Origin of the sequence: uncultured Lacinutrix sp. (assembly GCF_947500605.1) — a bacterium.
GTDB lineage: Bacteria > Bacteroidota > Bacteroidia > Flavobacteriales > Flavobacteriaceae > Lacinutrix.
In genome coordinates, this window is the sequence record NZ_CANMSJ010000012.1 from 1 (window position 1) to 22,087 (window position 22,087).

15 protein-coding genes are annotated in these 22,087 nt (G+C 31.6%); 10 read left to right on the top strand and 5 right to left on the bottom strand.

The features are described from left to right. From Q0935_RS14350 to uvrB, 7 genes are all read left to right on the top strand, one after another. On the top strand, window positions 1-2,397 hold a 2,397-nt coding region (locus tag Q0935_RS14350; protein ID WP_299387653.1), incomplete at its 5' end, for a T9SS type B sorting domain-containing protein. Window positions 2,398-2,506: 109 nt separating this feature from the next. Then, window positions 2,507-4,351: a gliding motility-associated C-terminal domain-containing protein gene (locus Q0935_RS14355; RefSeq protein ID WP_299387656.1), complete on the top strand. Its 1,845-nt coding sequence runs from the start codon at window positions 2,507-2,509 to the stop codon at window positions 4,349-4,351. 118 nt (window positions 4,352-4,469) lie between these two features. Next, a complete protein-coding gene (locus Q0935_RS14360) occupies window positions 4,470-9,269 on the top strand; it encodes a T9SS type B sorting domain-containing protein (protein ID WP_299387659.1) in 4,800 nt (1,599 codons plus the stop codon). Window positions 9,270-9,334: 65 nt separating this feature from the next. After that, window positions 9,335-11,671, top strand: coding sequence for a T9SS type B sorting domain-containing protein (locus Q0935_RS14365; RefSeq protein WP_299387662.1), 2,337 nt, complete (start codon window positions 9,335-9,337; stop codon window positions 11,669-11,671). 76 nt (window positions 11,672-11,747) lie between these two features. After that, entirely contained in the window at window positions 11,748-12,497 is a 750-nt protein-coding gene (locus Q0935_RS14370) for a YoaK family protein (RefSeq protein WP_299387665.1), read from the top strand. A 98-nt stretch (window positions 12,498-12,595) separates the two neighbouring features. Further along, complete coding sequence (locus tag Q0935_RS14375; protein ID WP_299387666.1) at window positions 12,596-12,895, top strand: hypothetical protein; 300 nt, start codon at window positions 12,596-12,598, stop codon at window positions 12,893-12,895. 84 nt (window positions 12,896-12,979) lie between these two features. Beyond that, a complete protein-coding gene (gene uvrB / locus Q0935_RS14380) occupies window positions 12,980-14,983 on the top strand; it encodes an excinuclease ABC subunit UvrB (RefSeq protein WP_299387669.1) in 2,004 nt (667 codons plus the stop codon). A 68-nt stretch (window positions 14,984-15,051) separates the two neighbouring features. On the opposite strand, the gene Q0935_RS14385 is transcribed toward uvrB, so the two are convergent. Further along, on the bottom strand, window positions 15,052-15,453 hold the full coding sequence (locus tag Q0935_RS14385; protein ID WP_299387672.1) for a TerB family tellurite resistance protein: 402 nt from the start codon (window positions 15,451-15,453) through the stop codon (window positions 15,052-15,054). A gap of 190 nt (window positions 15,454-15,643) precedes the next feature. Here Q0935_RS14385 and Q0935_RS14390 point away from each other — a divergent pair, with 190 nt between their 5' ends. Continuing rightward, window positions 15,644-15,976 (top strand): DUF1456 family protein, encoded by a 333-nt coding sequence (locus tag Q0935_RS14390; protein ID WP_055435894.1) that lies wholly within the window; start codon window positions 15,644-15,646, stop codon window positions 15,974-15,976. A gap of 32 nt (window positions 15,977-16,008) precedes the next feature. Here Q0935_RS14390 and Q0935_RS14395 read toward each other — a convergent pair whose 3' ends face one another. Then, entirely contained in the window at window positions 16,009-16,344 is a 336-nt protein-coding gene (locus tag Q0935_RS14395) for a hypothetical protein (RefSeq protein ID WP_299387682.1), read from the bottom strand. A gap of 195 nt (window positions 16,345-16,539) precedes the next feature. Further along, complete coding sequence (sucC, locus tag Q0935_RS14400; protein WP_299387683.1) at window positions 16,540-17,730, bottom strand: ADP-forming succinate--CoA ligase subunit beta; 1,191 nt, start codon at window positions 17,728-17,730, stop codon at window positions 16,540-16,542. Window positions 17,731-17,966: 236 nt separating this feature from the next. On the opposite strand from sucC, the gene lysA reads away from it, so the two are divergent. Beyond that, a complete protein-coding gene (gene lysA / locus Q0935_RS14405) occupies window positions 17,967-19,193 on the top strand; it encodes a diaminopimelate decarboxylase (protein WP_299387684.1) in 1,227 nt (408 codons plus the stop codon). 304 nt (window positions 19,194-19,497) lie between these two features. Continuing rightward, complete coding sequence (locus Q0935_RS14410; RefSeq protein WP_299387685.1) at window positions 19,498-20,997, top strand: HAMP domain-containing sensor histidine kinase; 1,500 nt, start codon at window positions 19,498-19,500, stop codon at window positions 20,995-20,997. A gap of 29 nt (window positions 20,998-21,026) precedes the next feature. Here the strand turns inward: Q0935_RS14410 and Q0935_RS14415 are convergent, their stop codons facing one another. After that, on the bottom strand, window positions 21,027-21,623 hold the full coding sequence (locus tag Q0935_RS14415) for a hypothetical protein (RefSeq protein WP_299387686.1): 597 nt from the start codon (window positions 21,621-21,623) through the stop codon (window positions 21,027-21,029). Continuing rightward, on the bottom strand, window positions 21,620-22,087 hold the full coding sequence (locus tag Q0935_RS14420) for a type II secretion system protein GspG (protein WP_299254746.1): 468 nt from the start codon (window positions 22,085-22,087) through the stop codon (window positions 21,620-21,622). The genes Q0935_RS14415 and Q0935_RS14420 overlap by 4 nt, the downstream gene beginning before the upstream one ends.

Below are 22,087 nucleotides of genomic sequence, written 5' to 3' on the forward strand. Positions count from 1 at the left end.
CCACAAACCATTTACATTCGTTTAGTAAGCGTTGCTAATGGTTGTGTAACAACAGGAAGTTTTGTTATTCGTGTAGAGTTTCCACCAGTAATCGATGCTAACTACGATAACATCTTAACACAATGCGACGATTTAGATGCCAATTACATGGAAGCTAACGATGGTTTTACATTCTTCGATTTAACAGTTGAAGACATTGAAATCACAGGTGTAACTAACGTAAGTTGGATTGTTACTTATTACGAAACATTCGCCGATGCTCAAGCAGATACTAATGCAATACCAGATCCAACAGCGTATGAAAATACAATGACAGGTCCACAAACACTTTTTATAAGAGTAACGGATAGCGATACAGGTTGCTTTAGCTTTACAACAGTAACAATTAGAGTGATACCAAATCCATCACCAAGTCCAGATCCAGTAGATTTAGAATTGTGTGACGATATAGACATTGTAGGACCAAACGATTTATTAGAAACCTTCGATTTAACACAAAACGAAACTTTCATTATCAATGGAGAAGTTGGCGTAACAGCAAGTTATTACATTACACAAGACGATGCTATTATGGGTAACAATGCTATTGTAGATCCAACAATGCATGTTAACGAAGATCCAGCAACACCAGGCGTAGCAGTAACACCACAAACTATTTTTGTACGTCTTACCAATGGTAGCGATGCTACAGGATTAAATGGAACAGGATGTTACAGTTTAGTAAGTTTCGATGTTATTGTAAACCCATTACCAGTAGTTACACCAGTAAACGATTATGTTATTTGTGAGCTGAATACAGACAACGTTGCAGACTTCGATTTAACAACAATGACTGCAGGAATATTAAACGGACAAGATCCAGCAATATTCACAGTAACTTACCATGAAACGCAAGCAGAAGCAGATGCTTCAATGAACGACTTAGCAGCAAGTGGCGATTACACCAATACTAGTGACCCACAGACTATTTACGTAAACATTACAAACACAATAACAGGATGTGATACTACTGCATTAACCTTCAACTTAGTTGTAGACGAAGCAGCACAAGCAAATCCAGATGGTGTAGCAATCGTTTACGAAGTATGTGACGATACTATGGAGTTTGATAACGATACCACAAACGATATGGTTGAGTTTGATTTAGCAACACAAAATCCAGATGTATTAGATGGTCAAGATCCATTAAATTACACGGTAACGTATTACGATAATCAAGCCGATGCAGATGCAGGTACAAACCCGTTACCATTTATTTACACAAACACTGTAAACCCACAAGTAATTATAGTAAGAGTAGATAATGATATTCCAGGGACATTAAATTTAGATCTTACTACATTAACTGCCGGATTAGATGTTAATGGCGATGGTACAATAGATACTATCGACACAACAGTACCAGCAGATGGCATCTTTGATATTGTAGATATCAATGGTGATGGTGTAGCAGAAGGATTTGATACCGATGCAGATGGTATTATCGATTATATCGACTTAGATGGCGATGGAAATGGAGATTTAGTAGATTTAAATAATGATGGAGAGGTTGATAATGATACTTCAGCATGTTATGAAACAACAACAATCACATTACAAGTAAACCCAATGCCATCATTTACATTAGAAGCAGAGTATTTATTATGTATCAATACTAATGGAAGTGAAATTGTTAACTCACCAGTTGTAAACACAGGATTAGATCCTGCATTATATACTTTTGAATGGAACTTAAACGGTACCGTTCTTCCAGGAGAAACAGCAGAGTTTATAGAACCAACCGAAGGTGGTACTTATGGTGTTGTAGCAACAGATATTGCAACAGGATGTTCAAGTATTGAAGTGAATACTTTAGTAACAGTAAGTGAGCCACCAGTAATAACATCAGAAATAACAACATTAGCCTTTGCAGACCAACACGATGTGGTAATTACAGCAACAGGAACAACAAGTACTTCAATAGCAGTATACGAGTTTAGTATTGACGGCGGAAGCTGGGAACTAGGAACGTTAAATGCAGCAGGAGAATACACGTATACCTTTACAGATATTGCAGCAGGCGAACATATTGTAACAGTAAGAGACACGGTAGGTTGTGGAGAAACAACACTTCCAGTAATGATTATGGATTACCCATTATACTTTACACCAAATGGAGATGGTTACCACGACACTTGGAATGTTTACGATATTGGAACACAGCCAGACGCAGTGATTTACATCTTCGATCGTTACGGTAAATTATTAAAACAATTAAGTCCATCAGGTGCAGGATGGGATGGTACTTACAACGGTAACCCAATGCCAACAAGTGACTATTGGTTTACTGTAGAATACAGAGAGCCAAGTACGGACGAAAAGAAATCGATACGTGCGCACTTTACTCTTAAGAGATAGATAAAGAGTAATACTTATTAAATAGAAAAAGCCTGAACGAAAGTTCAGGCTTTTTGTTTACTCATTATAAGTTAAAATATTCGTAAGTTTATGTCATTATAAAACTAAAATGTTAAATAGAAGTTTAATCTTATTATTTGTTGTGTTTTGTCTTCATATTGAAGCAAAAGCACAAGATATTTCAATCTTTCAACAGTTTAATGGTCGTTATGATTATTTAGCAATAGGTAACACATTAAATCAAGCAGAAAATAACTTAGTACAAAGTTTTTGCGAAACACTTCCTTCCTCTCAAGCAAATCTTAACGTAGACAATACCTCAACAGTAATAGCTGCATATTTATACTGGGCAGGCTCTGGCTTGGGAGACACAGAGGTTACTTTTAATGGCACACAAATTATTGCCCAAAACACTTACATTATTCCTTATACCGATTCTGGATTTGGCGAATTAAATTACTTCTCATGTTATGCAGATGTAACAAATCAAATTCTAACTGAAGGCAATACAACATATACGCTTTCAGATTTGGACATTTCTGAAACCTTAGCGAATAATCCTGGTTATTGCGGTAATCGAACAAATTTTGCAGGTTGGAGCTTATATGTCATATTCGAAAATAACACACTACCATTAAACCAAGTAAATCTATTTCAAGGTTTAGAGATTATCAATAGAAACATTACCGAAAAAACTATTTTACTTGAAAATGTAAACGTACTCGACAATGATAATGCGAAAATTGGTTTCTTGACTTGGGAAGGAGATAACGCCCTAAACTTTGGAGAAAGCTTATCTATAAACGGAAACATTATTTCTAATCCTCCATTAAATTTAGCAGACAATGCTTTTAATGGTACAAATTCCTTTACTAATTCTACAACATTTTACAACGCAGATTTAGATGTATATAGCATTGAAAATAATATTGATGTTGGAGATACTCAAGTAGAAATTAAATTAACAACAGGAGCCGTAAATCCAACTACAGGAGTTTTTAGCGCCGATTTAATTATAATAAACAATATTATAACTGTTTTAAATAGCCAATTACCAGATGCTACAATCACTATAGATTCCACAAGTATTAGTTGTGCCTCAAGAGCGGTTACGTTAAATTATACGGTTTACAATACTAACAGTACAGATCCTCTACCTGCTAATACTCCTATTGCCATCTATGCTGAAGGACAATTAATAGCACAAACAGAAACAGAAAACAGTATTCCTATTAATAGTAGTGAAAATGGAGTAATTTCAATTGAAATTCCAACATCAATTCCTGATGATTTCTTACTAAATATTGTAGTTGATGATGATGGTAATGGAAATAGCTCCGTTGTAGAAATTATAGAGACAAATAATATAGACGAAACAGTAATTACGTTATTCCCGGAACCGACAGTTACTAACTTATCTCATTTAGAGTTATGCGATGTTGGTTTTAATACTGCAACCTTCAATTTATTTGATGCACTATTAGAAATCGATGAGACTAATTATATAAGCTTTAGCTTTTTTGAAACACTTCAAGATTTAGAACAGGATATAAATAATATTATTAATCCAGAAAACTACCAATCGTTAACAACGCCACAAGACATATATATACGCGCAGAAAAAAATAATTGTTACGATATCTTCACATTTCAATTAAATACAAAAAATTGCCCTCCATATATTCCTGAAGGTTTTTCACCAAACAATGATGGATATAATGATTATTTTAATATCCAAGGTTTATATACCATTTTCGAGAAACACGAGTTGTTAATTTATAGCAGATATGGTAATCTTATTTTTATAGGTAACGACAAATTAAAATGGTATGGTATTTCTAACCAAGGTTTTAACAAAGGTAAATTAGTCCCAACCGGAACTTATTTTTACTTATTAAGAACAAATGACCCTAATTATGGGAATTATACAGGTTGGATTTACTTAAATCGTTAAAAAAAGTGTATTTCATCGATAAATTTTGCTTTTAAACTAATAAACGTTATTTTTACACCGTTAAACCGACGCAGTGAATTAGCGACAGATTATATTTAAAAGCTAGAATGCCCCAAAGATGAAATACTACCTACCTACATTATTACTTTTAGTTTTTTTTGCGCAAATAACTCAAGCACAACAAATAACAATAGACGACACTCAAACTCCAGAGCAATTAATAAATACTTTAATTGATGGCTGCGTAGAAGTCTCTAACATATCAAGTCCAATTAATGGTAATGATAACGGATTTGCTAGTTATGGTTTTTTTGAAAAAGGAAATTCTAATTTTCCTTTCGAAAATGGAATTGTATTATCTTCTGGTAACATAAACTCGGCAGGAAATGCACAAAACACCAATGCACTTAACGAAGGTGATTCTTCATGGCAAACAGATCCAGATTTAGAAATTGCCTTAGGAATTAACAATACATTAAATGCGACTTCAATAGAATTCAATTTTATTTCTGCTACAAGCAGTATTAATTTTAATTACATATTAGCATCCGAAGAATATTTTGCCGACTACCCATGTAACTATTCAGATGGTTTTGCTTTTTTAATCAAAGAAACAGGCACAACGCAACCCTATCAAAATTTAGCTATTATACCCGGAACAACAACTCCCGTGAATACAAGCACTATTCATCAAGAGATTGTTGGCTTTTGTGATGCTGAAAATGAAAGTTATTTTGAAGGTTATAATATGGGTGACACCAATTTTAATGGAAGAACTCAAATAATGTCTGCTTCTGCAAATATTACTCCTAATGTAGAATACACTATTAAGTTAATAATTGCAGACCAAACCGATAGAAACTTCGATTCTGCAGTATTTATAGAAGCCAATAGTTTTACAAATAGTGTAGATTTAGGTGCAGACCTTACTACATGTAATGACTCAACACTATTAAATGCGGAAACTAACAATCCACAAGCAAGTTACGAATGGTATTTAAATGCAGCTATAATTCCTGGAGAAACTACTAGCTCTCTAACTGCTACAACATCTGGAACTTATTCTGTAATAATTACTGTACCATTAAATGGAACAAACTGCACCTTTGAAGATGAAATAGATGTTGTATTAAACTCGGTACAAACTTTTCCTCAGCTAGCAGATTTCACACTATGTGATGATACTAGTAACGATGGTGTCGAAAATTTTGATTTAACAACTTTAAATACTGAAGTTGAAACAAACATACCTGCTTCAAATTACGCAATAACCTACCATAGTTCTAATCAAGAAGCAATAGACGGAACAAACAGTTTTAACGCCATCAATAACGTTACAAACCCACATACTGTTTATGTTCGTGCCATAGATACTAATTCTGGTTGCGTACATGTTTCATCTGTGGAATTAGTTGTAAATCCGTCACCAACAATAATATCTCCTAGCACTATAGAAGTTTGTGATAACGGAAGTGGAGATGCAATGCTAACAGATAGTGATTCAGAAATAACAAATAACAATGTAAATTATAATGTAACCTACCACTATTCTCAAGTAGATGCAGATGGTAATACAAATGCTATTCCTTCACCTTACACACCAACCAATACAACAGAACAATTATTTATTAGAGTTGAAGATGTTACAACTGGATGTGTTGCTTTTACTAATGTTACTATTGAAACATTGGAAAGTCCAGATATTGACAATACACTTCAACAGTTAGATGCATGCGAACAAGACGATGATGGCTTAGAGATATTCGATTTAACAAGTGTTATTGTAGATGTGCTTCAAGGTGCAACAAATGTTACTGTTAGCTACCATGTAACACAAGAAGATGCTAATAACGATGTAAACCAAATTACCGACCCTACACAATTTCAAAATACGACTCCAGATTTTCAACTTGTTTATATTAGAATTGAAAACGATAACAATTCGTGCTACGAAATAGTTCCCATAGAGTTACACACAAATATTTTAGAAACGGGAACAAACATTAGAAACTTTGGTGCTTGTGACGAATCTCCAGATGATGGTGAAGCTACTTTCGATTTAACTGCAGTTACAGACGTTATTGCTAATGGCTTGCCAGATATTACAATTACTTATTACGAAACCGAATTAGACTTAGACAATAACACCAATCCTATTGATGATAGTGTACTTTATGAAGTACAAAACAGCTTTCAGCAATTATACCTTTTAATAGAAAACCTAGACTGTACAAATACTACAGAAATACAATTAAATGTAAACGACTCTGTAACTATTTTAAATAATGGTCCTTCTACTTATTGCGATACAGACGACGATACTTTAACATCTGTAGAACTTTCTACTTTTAATTCTATTGTTACCGTTGGTATTGACAGCCCTATCGTTACTTATTTTGAAACTGAAATGGATGCCGAATCGAGCTCTAATATATTACCTCCTTTTTATAATAATACCGTAAATCCATTTACTTTATATGTAAGAGTTGCAGATGGCACAACTGGATGTTACGATGTAAAACCTTTTCAAATAGAAGTATTACCAGCGCCTTCTGTTAATACTGCTTCAGATTTTGTTATTTGTGATGATGATCAAGATGGTTTTTCTATAATAGATTTAACTTCAAGAAACAGTCAAATTAATACAGATACAACAACAGTAATTACATATTACTTAACGCAAGCAGATGCAAATAATTCTAGTAACGAAATTACAGACAGCACAAATTACAATGCCGAAACTTCAACCATTTATGCTAAAGTTGAAAACAATACTACTGGATGCTACGGTTTAGTTCCTGTTAATATTCTTGTAAATACATTACCAAATTTTCCAGTAATATCAAACTTTAGAAATTGTGAGACCGATGGTAACCAAACTTCAGATTTTATTCTTGCAGATAAAGATGCCGAAATTCTAAACGGACAAACAGGAAAAGAAGTTTCTTATTTTGAAGACTCAGCATTAACTATTAACATCGATAAAAATAGTATATACAATAACACTTCGCAATTACAAACCATTTATGTTCTTGTAGAAAACATAACAGACACTAGTTGTTTTGGAGTATCTTCATTTGTTTTAGAAGTTGGTTCAGAGCCTATTTACAATGCACCAAGCGATGTTAATGCCTGCGATGATAATTCTAACGATGGTTTTGAAACCTTCAGTTTAAATGATAAAACACAAGAAATTATTGCTAATAGCACCGATGCTTTAACAGTTACATATTACCTAACTTTAGAAGATGCTGAAAACGAAACCAATGCAATAGTTGGTGATACGTTTACAAATACCGTAAACCCTCAACAACTTTTTGCAAGCGTAGATAATGGCACCTTTTGTAAGGGTATTGCATCTTACGAGTACAATGTTATACAAGTACCTATTATTGGAACTGCTCTAAATTTAACAGATTGTGATACAGATTATGATGGCAATGTTGTTTTTGATTTAACACAAGTTGAAATAGATGTACTTGCTATTAGACAAGACAATACTGTTGTTAATTATTATACTAACCAAACAGATTTACTATCTGGCACAAACCAAATTTCTAATCCAGAAACTTATACCAATACCTCTAATCCGCAAACCGTTTATATAGAGGTTTACAATACTGTTTCTAATTGTGGAGCTTCAGTTTCTTTCGATCTTATTGTTAATTTACCACCAGAAATAGAACCAATTACAAACTATAATATTTGCGAAACAACAGACGCTACTTTTAATCTAACAGAAACAACAGAAGCTTTAATTGGTACGCAAGAAAATGTAATACTTACCTTCTACTCCAACTTAGTAGATGCGCAAACCTCTCAAAATGCATTAGATCCAAATTATAATTACACCTCTAATAACGATACTATTTTTGTTAGAGCAGAGTTTAGTACTACAGGTTGCTTTAGTACAAGTTCTTTTTCTTTAGTAGTAAATACATTACCAACTTTAAATTTACAAGATTTAGAAGCTTGCGATGATGATTTCGATAACTTCCTAGTATTTAACTTAGAGCAACAAACACCAATTATTATTGGCAATCAAAACCCTAATAATTTTACTGTTAATTATTTTGAAACTGAAAACGATGCCTTAAATAATACTAATACAATTGATGATTTAAACTATAATGCTGAAAACGAGCAAGTATTATATGTACGTTTAGAAAATAGTAACACAAATTGTTTTTCTACAGGACATTTTAATGTTTATATAAATAGAAAACCACAAGTAGACATTACCAATCAAGTTGTTTGTATCGATAATTTACCATTAGTAGTTACTGCAGAAACTAATGAACCTTCTGATGTTTACTTATGGTCTACTGGAGCTACAACCGCAATTATAGATATTACAACAATAGGAAACTACTGGGTTACTGTAACTACTACTTTTGGTTGCACAACAACTTCTAACTTTAGTGTTACAGCATCTCAACAAGCTTTAGTAGATTTCGATGTCTCACCTGCTTTTCAAGACCCACATACTATAGTGGTTGAAACTGCCGGAATTGGAAATTACGTTTATCAGTTAAACGATAACGAACCACAAGCCTCTAACATATTTAACAATGTACCAATTGGAGTACATTATATTACTGTAATAGATCTTAATGGTTGTGAACCAACACCTCCAAAAAAAGTATTTGTAATAGATGCACCACAATTTGTAACCCCTAATGGTGATGGTTTTTTTGATACTTGGCACATTACGGGTGTTAGCCAATTAGAAGGTACTGTTGTTACTGTTTTCGATCGTTTTGGAAAAATTTTAAAAGTATTAAAACATAATGATTATGGTTGGAATGGACGTTACAATGGAAACCTAATGCCTGCAAGCGATTATTGGTTTGTAGCAGATGTTGTTAATGGTAACGAGAAGTTTCAAGTTAAAGGGCACTTTGCATTAGTATTATAATAATCCTTTAACATTTTAAATACATTATATATTTAAGTTCTTCTTTATCTTTGCATGCTCTTGTTATGAAAAAAAGAATCTTAATAGTATTTATTCTACTCGGTGTAGTATCTGTGAATGCACAGAATATTACAGTAGACAGTCAAACCTATACACCACAACAATTAATAGAAAACATTCTAGTAGATAGTAATTGTATCTCTAATGTACAAGTAACTAATAGTATTGGAGGCAACTTTGGATCAGCAGACCAAAGTTATGGTTTCTTTGATGCTACTGGCACAACATTTCCTTTTCAAAGTGGTATTGTATTAAGCACAGGAAGACTAAGCAATGTTCCTGGTCCTAATAATAACTTAAGTGATGATAATGCTACAAATTGGAGTGGAGATAACGACTTAGAGGTTGCTTTGCAAGAATCTAATACTACTAACGCTACAATAATAGAATTCGATTTTACCACGTTAGCAAATCAAATTAGCTTTCGTTATATTTTTGCTTCAGAAGAATATCAAGAAGGTGATTCTAACACTTGTCAGTTTTCAGATTTATTTGGCTTTTTAATAAGACCAGCATCCGAAACACAATACCAAAACATTGCATTAGTACCTGGTACCCAAACACCAGTAAAAGTAACAACTGTTCACCCACAAATACCAGGTGGCTGCGATGCAGAAAACGAAACTTATTTCGATACTTTTAACAATACAGTTGCACCAATAAACTTTAATGGCCAGACTACTATTTTAACAGCTACTGCCACTACAATACCTAATGTTACTTATCATGTAAAATTAGTAATTGCAGATGAACAAAATTACCGTTTCGATTCTGCTGTTTTTTTAGAAGCTGGAAGTTTTGAATTAGTTACAGATTTGGGCTCTGATAGATTATTAGCAACCAATAATGCTGTTTGTAATAACGAAACGATAACACTAGACGCTACTCAAGCAGGAACTCCTAATTACAAATGGTTTCTAGATACTGTTGAGCAAACTAGTGAAACATCTAGCACATTTAATGTTACTGGGACAGGAACTTATAATGTTGAAGTAACCTTCAATAATGGATGTATTTCCTATGGTGAAGTTACCATAGAATATGCTCCAATACCAAACGTTACTAATACAACTCTTTTCGAGTGTGATGCTAATCAAGACGGATTAACTACTTATAATTTATCCGATGCCTGGCAAGCTGTAACAAATAACGACTCTGCATTAGCGATTTTTAATTTCTATAGTTCTTTTACTGATGCAGAAATGGAAATTAATCCAATTTCTAATACTAATAATTTTGACAACACTTCTCCAATGCAAATTGTATATGCTGGGATAGTTAACCAAACAACCGGCTGTAAAGCTATAGCTGAAGTTACTTTAGACATTTCTACAAATACAATTACACTACAAGATGTAGATGTTTGTGATGACGAAATAGTCGATGGTTTTTCTACTTTTAATCTGGATGACATTAGAACAACAATAATCCCTTTAGTTCCTGCAAATGCAACAATAACATTTTATACGACTAGCCAAAATGCTTTTGTTGAATCAAATAGTATAACTGGAAATTTTAACAATACAATTCAAGATTCACAAACCATTTTTGTAAAAGTAGTTACAGATACAAACCAGTGTTATGCCATTTCAGAGTTAACTCTTAATGTATTATTTACACCACAATTATTGGAAGACGAATCGTTTTTATATTGCTTAAATAGTTTTCCAGATACTATTACTCTAGCTGGAGGTGTTACAAACGATAATCCTAACAATCATTATTACCAATGGTTTTATAATGGAACAGATACAGGAATCACTACTCCATTCTTAGAAGCTAACCAAATTGGAACTTACACAGTAATTGTTACAGGTCCTAATGGCTGCTCAAACACTAGAGATTTAACACTTGTACCTTCAAACGAACCAACAATAGAAAATTTAGACTTTACCGAATTAACAACAAATAACACGGCAACCATTACAGTTTCTGGAGATGGTGATTATGAATTTTCTATTGATAACGAATTTAGTTTTTATCAAGATTCAAATACCTTTTCTAATTTATCACCTGGCTTTCACACCATTTATGTTCGCGACAAAAATGGTTGTGGAGACACTTTTGTTGAATTTTCAATTTTAGGTTTTCCTCAATATTTTACACCTAATGGAGATACAGTAAATGAGGTATGGAAACCAATTGGTACTTCTAGAAGTTTTAATGCTAATCTAGAACTTCTAATTTTTAATCGTTACGGAAAACTATTAAGCAAAACCAATTCTCTTAAAGGTTGGGATGGTACAATAAATGGTTATAATTTACCTAGTGAAGATTATTGGTATGTTATTAATCATCCAAATGGAAAACAATATAAAGGGCATTTTGCTTTGGTGAGATAAATTGAGTTTTGTATTTTAGTACAAGCTTCCATTACACAAAAACATTGTGTACTATAAGTAAACAAATTAAAACCGAGTGTTTAGACATCAAGGTAAAAGCAGAACTTTAAAACATAACTTAAGAATAGCTGTTGTTTTATCTTTTGTAGCAGGTATAGTAAATGTAACTGGATTTTTAGCATTCAAGCAATTAACAACAAATGTAACCGGACATTTTGCATTATTTATTAATGATGTTGCCGATTTTGACTTTTGGAAAGGCACAATCTATTTTCTTTACATTTTCTCGTTTCTTTTTGGTTCATTTTCGTCCAGCTTTTTAATCGAAAATTATCGTGAAAGTAAACAACTTAATGTATTCTTATTACCCACAATAATAGAATGCGTAATTTTAATTGCAATAGGTCTTTTAAGTAATTTCATTGAAATTAAATTTCCTAACTTAATCATTTGCCTTTTATTGTTTGCAATGGGACTTCAAAACTCATTTGTAACTAAAATCTCTAATGCAATAGTTAGAACAACACATCTTACTGGACTTTTTACTGATTTAGGTATAGATATTTCTCAATTATTTTTTCTAAAAAACAATCTAGAAAGAGAAAAAATAAAAGCGAATATAAAATTAAGAATTTATATTATTTCATTCTTTTTTGCTGGTGGTTTAATCGGTGGGCTTTTTTACTCCAAATTTAATTTTAAATTAAACACTTTAATTCTTGGAGCACTTATTTTAATTATAAGCTTATTTTATGATGATTTAAGGTACCAATTAATAAAAACGAAAAGGAAATATAATCAAAGAAAAATAAAACAACCTCACTAAAAGCTTTTTCTGTATTTAGTTATGCTTAAAAACACTAGTTTTATAAACCTTATTTGTTTTTGATATCCTTAACTTTACTTAAATCTAACAATTAAAAAATGACTCTAATAGATTTTATTATAGGTGCTTTATTAGCTAACGCAATGCCGCATCTTATTTTCGGACTTACCAAAACTCATTTCTTGGGTTTATTTGGCTTTAGTCCAAAAGGCAATATTGCTTATGCTATTCTTCAGTTTATTATATGTATGATACTATTCGGTATAAATTATGGTTTTAAAAGTATAATGGAAAATGGATATTTAGTTGGAGGAATTACTGTGGTTGTACTCTATTTTATTTTCGGAAAAATTTTAGTAACATTTTATGGTAAACAAGAAAACACCACAAAAAACTAAAGTAAAAAGCACTCTAATTCTCCATACAAAAACCTTAACGCTTCATTAAAATAAAGCTACCATTTTATTCCGTAATTTTGCTTTATGCGATTCAAAATACAATCAGAATTTAGTCCTACAGGAGATCAACCTTCAGCAATAAAAAAATTGGTACATGGTTTAAACTCCAACGAGAGATACCAAACTTTACTTGGTGTTACTGGTTCTGGTAAAACATTTACAGTTGCCAATGTTATAGAAGAAACGCAAAGACCTACATTGGTTCTTGCACATAATAAAACTTTGGCCGCTCAATTATATAGTGAGTTTAAGCAGTTTTTCCCGGACAATGCTGTAGAGTATTTTGTGTCTTACTACGATTATTACCAACCAGAGGCTTACATACCTACATCTGGTGTTTACATAGAAAAAGATTTATCTATTAACGAGGAAATTGAGAAAATGCGTTTAAGCACAACTTCTTCTCTACTCTCTGGCCGCAGAGATGTTATTGTAATTGCATCGGTATCATGCTTGTATGGTATTGGAAATCCAGTAGAATTTCAAAAAAATGTTATTTCTATAGAGCGCGATCAACAGATTTCGCGAACAAAATTACTACATCAACTTGTGCAAAGTTTGTATTCGCGTACCGAAGCAGATTTTAAACACGGTAACTTTAGAATAAAAGGAGATACTGTAGATATATTTCCGAGTTATGCAGACAATGCATTCAGGATTCACTTTTTTGGAGATGAAATTGAATTAATAGAACAATTCGATATACAAACTAATGAAGTTATTGAAGAATACGATAGATTAAACATCTATCCAGCAAACATGTTTGTTACCTCTCCAGATATTCTACAAGGTGCCATTAAAGGTATACAAGACGACTTAGTGAAGCAATACGATTACTTTAAAGAAATAGGGAAACATTTAGAAGCCAAAAGACTTAAAGAGCGTACAGAATTTGACCTAGAAATGATTCGAGAATTAGGCTATTGTTCTGGTATAGAAAACTATTCGCGTTATCTTGATGGTAGATTGCCTGGTACAAGACCTTTCTGTTTATTAGATTATTTTCCAGACGATTATTTAATGGTAGTAGACGAAAGTCACGTAACCATCTCACAAGTACATGCAATGTATGGAGGAGATAGAAGTCGTAAAGAAAATTTAGTAGAATATGGTTTTAGATTACCTGCAGCAATGGACAACAGACCACTTAAGTTTGAAGAGTTCGAAGCGTTACAAAATCAAGTTTTATATGTAAGTGCAACTCCTGCAGATTACGAATTACAAAAAACCGACGGTGTTTACGTAGAACAAGTTATTAGACCTACTGGTTTACTAGATCCAATTATAGAAGTACGCCCAAGTTTAAACCAAATAGATGATTTAATTGAAGAAATACAACAACGCATCGAGAAAGACGAACGTACTTTAGTAACAACGCTAACCAAGCGTATGGCTGAAGAATTAACCAAATATTTAAGTCGAATTTCTATTCGCGTAAACTACATCCATAGTGATGTAGATACTTTAGAACGTGTGCAAATTATGCAAGATTTACGTAAAGGTATTTACGATGTTTTGGTTGGTGTTAACTTACTTCGTGAAGGTTTAGATTTACCAGAAGTTTCTTTAGTTGCTATTTTAGATGCAGATAAAGAAGGTTTTTTACGTTCGGCAAGATCATTAACACAAACCGTTGGTAGAGCTGCAAGAAACTTAAATGGTAAAGCCATTATGTATGCAGATAAGATTACCAAAAGTATGCAGAAAACTATTGATGAAACCGAATATAGACGCGAAAAACAAATAGCTTACAATACAGAAAATAACATGGTACCAAAAGCTTTAAATAAAAGTTTAGATAGTGCTTTAGGTAAAAATTCTGTAAGTACCTATAGCTACGAATTGGAAGCTGCTCGTGCTGCAGAACCAGAAAGTGAATACTTAACTAAAGACGAAATAGAAAAGAAAATACGCGAAAAACGAAAAACAATGGAGCAAGCTGCAAAGGCTTTAGACTTTATTATTGCTGCACAATTAAGAGATGAAATTAAGAGTTATCAAGGTAAACTTGAAGCACTAAAAGCTTAATGAATAGTGAAAATTAATCAAAACTTAGAATAGAATAAAATAACTATTTACTGCTAACTGTATACTACCTAATTATACTGTACCTTAAAAATATCGATTAGTACTTCTGCAGGAACCATCATATTTGGAAAGCCATCCATTAAATATAAAACTCTGCTAATAGACTCATGACTTAAACCCATTCTAAGTCCGTAGTTATGAATTTTACCAATCTCTTCGTCAGTACGTTCTTCATCAATATGCATTAATAATACCAAGCGATGAAATTGCACAATACGTTCACTATGAGATTTTAAATTCACATAATTTATAGGATGTTCTATTAAGTAATCAAAATCTGCTCTAGAGACATCTAATTGTTTAGCAATACTTAAAAGAAAGTTGTATTCTATTCTCTTTAAATTTTTATCTGCTTTAGCAAATGCTATCATTTCAGATAATAAACTTAGTTTTTCTACTCTTTTAGGCATAATGAGGGATTGACAGATTGTTTTTCTTTTTATAAAATTACGGAATAATGATAATTTATAATCGTATAAATTACGTCGCTTATCGAAAAATGAGTAGTTTTACACCGAATTTAATAGCTGTTTATCACTTTTTCGAAATTTATCACTTCAAAAATAGAACATAAACAACTCAATTACAACACATTAAACTATGACAAATAACGATATCTTTAAGAAACTAAGAGTAGCACATAAGCTACGTGATGATGATATTATTAAAATATTAATGCTTGTAGATTTAAGAGTTACTAAAAGTGAATTAAGTGCTTTTTTTAGAAAAGAAGATCATCCTAATTATGTAGAATGTGGCGATCAAATTTTAAGAAACTTTTTAAATGGATTAATTATTCATCTTCGTGGACCAATGCCTAAAAAAGGAGAAGAGCCAAAAAAAGAAGCTTCAAGAAAAGTAAAGCCAAATCCATACGGTAACAATAAAAAGAACATTAATAAACCTAGAAATACAAAAAAGAGCAACGATTAAGTTGCTCTTTTTTTTGCTTAAAATAAATAGTACTAAACAATAGTAATCCTTACTGGAATTTTATAAGTTTTTGTTGTAGTCACTAGTCCTTCTTTTAATTTAGAATAGTTTAGTCTGGTTTTAATATAACTTTCAAGCTGTTCACTTTCTGTATCTACACTTATTACAACTATCTCATTCTTTTTATTAAGCATAAAAGTTACATTTGCTTTTAAATCTTCGGCAATTCTAAATTCAGGATTTTTTAATAATGCTGTAATTTCATTTGCTAATACATTTGGCTCTAAACCATCTGGGTTTGTTGTTGCGCTTAAAGCACCAGTAAAAGCAATAGCTAATACTAGTAATACCATTTTAATTGATTTCATAATTTTTGTTTTAATTGTTTTATAGCTTATAGACTCAAGTAATCAAGAAAAGTAACATTGAAAAACTTGGTTTAACTAATGCTTAACACAACTTTTAGCTCCTGTTAAGAAACTAATCTCTAGTCTGTTAAAATATTAAGACAAAAAAAAGAGCAACCATATTGGTTGCTCTTAATAAATATATTTAAAAAAGTACTATGCTAATACAGCTTGTACTTTATCTGCTGCTTCTTGAAATTCAGTTGCACTCATTACATCTAATCCAGAATCGTCAATTAATTTTTTAGCGATATCTGCATTAGTACCTTGTAAACGTACAATAATTGGCACGCTAATGTTACCCATGTTTTTGTAAGCATCAATTACACCTTGAGCAACACGATCGCAACGAACGATACCACCAAAAATGTTAATTAAAATAGCTTTAACAGCTGGATCTCTTAAAATAAGTTCGAAAGCAATTTCTACTCTTGCAGCATCTGCAGTACCACCAACATCTAAAAAGTTAGCTGGCTCACCACCTGCTTGCTTAATTAAATCCATAGTTGCCATTGCTAAACCAGCACCATTTACCATACAACCAACGTTTCCGTCAAGGTCTACATAGTTAAGCCCTTGTTCTCCTGCTTCAACTTCAATTGCGTTTTCTTCACGTAAATCGCGCATTGCTGCTAAATCTTTATGTCTGTATAATGCACTAGCATCTAAAGTTACCTTAGCATCTACAGCCATTATTTTATCATCACTTGTTTTTAAAACAGGATTGATTTCAAATAATGCAGAATCAGATTTTACGTAAGCTGTATATAAAGACGTTACAAATTTTGTCATGTCTTTAAAAGCTGCTCCAGATAAACCTAAGTTAAAAGCAATTTTACGTGCTTGAAAAGGTAAAATTCCTGTTGCAGGATCGATTTCTTCATTAAAAATTAAATGTGGAGTTTCTTCTGCAACTGTTTCAATATCCATTCCACCTTCTGTAGAATACATAATCATGTTACGTCCAGTTCCTCTGTTTAATAAAACAGACATGTAATATTCTTCTGGCTCAGAATCTCCAGGATAATATACATCTTCACATACTAAAACTTGGTGCACACGCTTTCCTTCAGCAGAAGTTTGAGGTGTTACCAAATCCATTCCTATAATATCTCCAGCGATAGATTTAACTTCGTCTAAGTTTTTAGCCAACTTAACACCACCACCTTTACCACGACCACCTGCGTGAACCTGTGCTTTAATAACGTGCCAACCTGTTCCAGTATCTTCCGTTAATTGTTTTGCTGCTGCTACTGCTTCGTCAGCATTTTGGGCAACAATACCACGTTGAATACGTACGCCAAAGCTGCTTAATAATTCTTTTCCTTGATATTCGTGTAAATTCATCTTTATTAATGGATTTATTTTAATTTCCGCGTATGCGAAAGTCTATAAAATTTTAGAGTTACAAAAGTAAATAATCACAATTACTTACCCTAATATTTAATTATGAAAATACGATATCAAGGAGTATTACTGTTTTAAAATTGTTAAATAATTAACAAACTGTTTAAATATGTAATATTTTGACGTAAATATTTATTAATTTGAGCAAACAAATATCTTTGATAAAAAAACAATTCATGACCAATACGCAATTACTTAAAATAGCAAAAGACTTTGAAAGTCCTGTTTATGTATATAATTCTGAAATTATTACACAACAATATAAACGTTTAACGTCTGCTTTTAGTAAAGTAGAAAAGGTGAAAGTTAATTATGCTGTAAAAGCACTTTCTAATATTTCTATTTTAAAGTTAATGAAAACTCTTGGTGCAGGATTAGATACAGTCTCAATTCAAGAGGTGCAATTGGGCATCGCTGCTGGTTATAAAGCCGAGCAAATTATCTTTACTCCTAATGGTGTATCGCTAGAAGAAATAGAAAATGCAGCAAAATTAGGTTGTCAAATTAATATTGATAACCTTTCTATATTAGAACAATTTGGAACAAAGCATCCTAATATTCCTGTGTGTATTCGTATAAATCCGCATGTTATGGCAGGTGGTAATACCAACATTTCTGTAGGACATATAGATAGTAAGTTTGGTATTTCAATACATCAAATTCCACATATTCTACGTATTGTAGAAAATACAAATATGAATATTAACGGAATACACATGCATACAGGAAGTGATATTTTAGATATTGATGTTTTTCTTTATGCCAGTGAAATATTATTTGAAACTGCAAAAAACTTTAAAAATTTAGATTTTATAGATTTTGGATCTGGATTTAAAGTACCGTATAAGCCCGGAGATATAGAAACTAATATTGAAGAGTTTGGAGAAAAATTATCTGTTCGCTTTAATGAGTTCTGTAAAGATTATGGCAAAGAATTAATCTTAGCTTTCGAACCTGGTAAATTTTTAGTGAGTGAGGCAGGACAGTTTTTAGCCAAAGTTAATGTTGTAAAACAAACCACTTCTACCGTTTTTGCACAAATAGATTCAGGGTTTAACCATTTAATTAGACCGATGCTTTATGGATCTCAGCATGAAATTGAAAATATTTCGAACCCAAAAGGAAGAGAACGTTTTTATAGTGTAGTGGGTTACATATGCGAGACCGATACATTCGCAAATAACAGGCGAATTTCGGAAATTAATGAAGGTGATATTTTAACCTTTAAAAATGCAGGTGCATATTGCTACTCTATGGCTAGTAACTACAACTCTAGATATCGTCCGGCAGAGGTACTTTGGCACAACGGCGAAGCACACTTAATTAGAAAAAGAGAAACTTTTGACGATATACTGAATAATCAAATTCAAATAGATTTAGAACCTAAAAAAGTAAAAGCTTAGCTTATTTATAAAAGAAAAGCACTAATAGAGATTTATTAAAATTATCTTAAAAAACAAAAAAGCCACTTCTATTTAAAGTGGTTTTTTTTGATATGTATATTATAGGTGGAGTTTTTAAAAGCCCAAAAAGCAGATTAAAAACATGTTTTAATGTAGGACAAAACGCTCTTTGAAACATTAAAATTACATTTTAACGTGTTTTTTTGTTGTTTAATCGTTATTTTATGTAAATTTGACGGCATATAAGTATATGTTTTTTTTGTTAACTATTTTTAGTTGCAGAAATCCCTAAATCTTTCCTTTTATGTTTAATAGTATATCTAACACAATTCTTTCCGAAGAAATCCATGACAAAGTTTTTTTAAGCACGATAGAAAATTCTCTAGCCATAGGATCCTGGGAACTAGACATTAAGTCTAACGTTTTAAAATGGAGTTCTGTTACTAAAAAAATTCACGAAGTAGAAGATAGTTATATTCCAGATATAGATACTGCTATTAATTTTTATAAAGCAGGATCCAACAGAGATTTAATTAATAAACATTTTACAGAATGTTTAACCAATGGAAAAAGTTTTGATAATGAATTCCAATTAATCACAGCAAAAGGAAATGAAAAATGGGTAAGATCTATTGGTCACCCAAAACTAGAAGAAGGAATATGCGTTGCCATAAGAGGTGTATTTCAAGATATTACAAAAAAAACAATAGAAGCTAAAAACACTGCACTTAAGGAAAAGCAATTTAGATCTATCTTTGAATCATCTTTAATAGGAATGGCAATTGTTAGTTTAACCGGTAAGTGGTTAAATGTTAATGATAGTACTTGCAATATGTTAGGCTATACTCAAAAGGAGTTTTTAAAACTAGAGTTTGAAAGCTTTACACATCCTAAGGATAAGCATATTGGAAAAAAAGAAATTAAACTTATGCTGTCCGGAAAAATAGATAACTTCCGTACAGAGAAAAGGTATATTCATAAAAATGGCTCTTGTGTTTATTGCATTTTGTCTTCTACCATAGTAAGAGATAGCAATGGAATACCGCAACATTTTGTCGCTTGTATAAGTGATGTTACCGAAATAAAACTTGCAAAAAATGAAATAACAAACTTACTAACAGTAAGCTCTAAACAAAATGATAGATTATTAAATTTTGCGCATATTGTTTCTCATAATTTAAGATCTCATGGTGGGAATTTAGAAATGCTTTTAAAATTAAATAAAGATGAAAATCCTGAAATTGCTGAAGATGAATATTTTCCATTATATGAAAAGGCAGTAGATAATTTAAATGAGACTATTCTTAACTTAAACGAAATTGCTATTCATAACTCTTTAGATAATGAAAATTTAGAATCATTAAATCTTTTACAGTATACAAATAATGCAATTAGTAATATTTATGGTTTAACATTATCTAATACTGTCGATATAGAAGTTTTAATTGAAAAGCAAATTACCATTAAAGGTGTACCTGCTTATATTGATAGTATAATTATTAACTTTTTAACCAATGCTATTAAATATAAAAGGTCAGATGTTAAAACAAAAATTATACTTGAAGCTAAACAAAATAGTGATAATGTTATCCTTTCTATTTCTGATAATGGTCTTGGAATAGATTTAGAAAAACATGGAGACAAATTATTTGGTATGTATAATGTTTTTCACAAAAATAAAGACGCGAGAGGTCTTGGGCTATTTATTGTAAAAAACCAAATAGACGCTATTGGTGCAAAAATAGAAGTTGAGAGTACAGTTGGTAAAGGCACTAATTTTAAGATTTATTTTGATTACAAATAATAATTAACTGAAGGATTCTATATTTAAATCTACCTATAAAACAATTTATTTAATTTCTTACCTCCTACTTTTCCAGAAAAATGATTAATCTTCGAGTTTATTGGATTTCCCGTAATACGCCTGTATGTTGCTAACTGCCCACAATGCCAAATAGAATCACTAATTGGTCCGTTTATATTATTCCAATACGGTATTTCTTTTGTACCAAAAATAATTTTGTATTGAGAAATATCATTACTTGCTCTTAAAATATCTGCTGCTTGTTTTAAGTTTAATAATGTTTGTGCTCTTAATTTAGCATAAGACATTTCTTCTTTCTCGTTTATATTTTCCTTTTTTAAAGTTGAGTTTAAAACAATTAAAGATAAACTGTAAATATGCTCTATTGTTTCTAAAGACGTCCTTACAGAGTCACTTGGCTTATAAGCTAAATCTTTCTCTGTTAAACTCTCACTTGCCCAATAAAATCTAAAACCCAAAGCATCTACTTGTCTTGCTGCCACAGTACCTGCGGTATATTTATTTGATGTTTCTGGAAGTTCGTAATATGGAAGTTCTATTTCGTTTTCTTGAGCAGAAAGTATTGTTGTCATTAATAATATAAAAGTTAGGATTGCGCTTTTCATTTATTTGTAATTTTAATATCGTCTTCGGTATTAAGAATACCATCTTTTCCTTTTGATATTAAGGAATAGCTTAATCCTTTATTAAAGGTTTTATATAGGAAATTATTTTTCCAATAGTCTACTGTTATATTTTTAAGAGTTGGGTTGTTTCTAATAATATCAGAAAGAGAGTCTGGATACCTATTAAAAGCCTTTTTTTCGTCTTCTAATAGCGATTCAATTTTAGATATTTTATTTACTGTTTCCTTTTGCGCTCTATTTGGGAAAAATAAATAATTAAAAAGTATGAATAGCGGTATTATCAATAATATCAAAATCACGTATCTTTTATTAGAAGGGTTTACCATTTCTTGTTTTGGTAGTCCGTTCTCTTTTTCAAACTTTCTTCTTGTTTTCTTCTTTTTCCAAAATTTTAAATCATCGAAAAGCATTAGTAGTTCTGCAAGAAGCTCTGCAAAATGCAT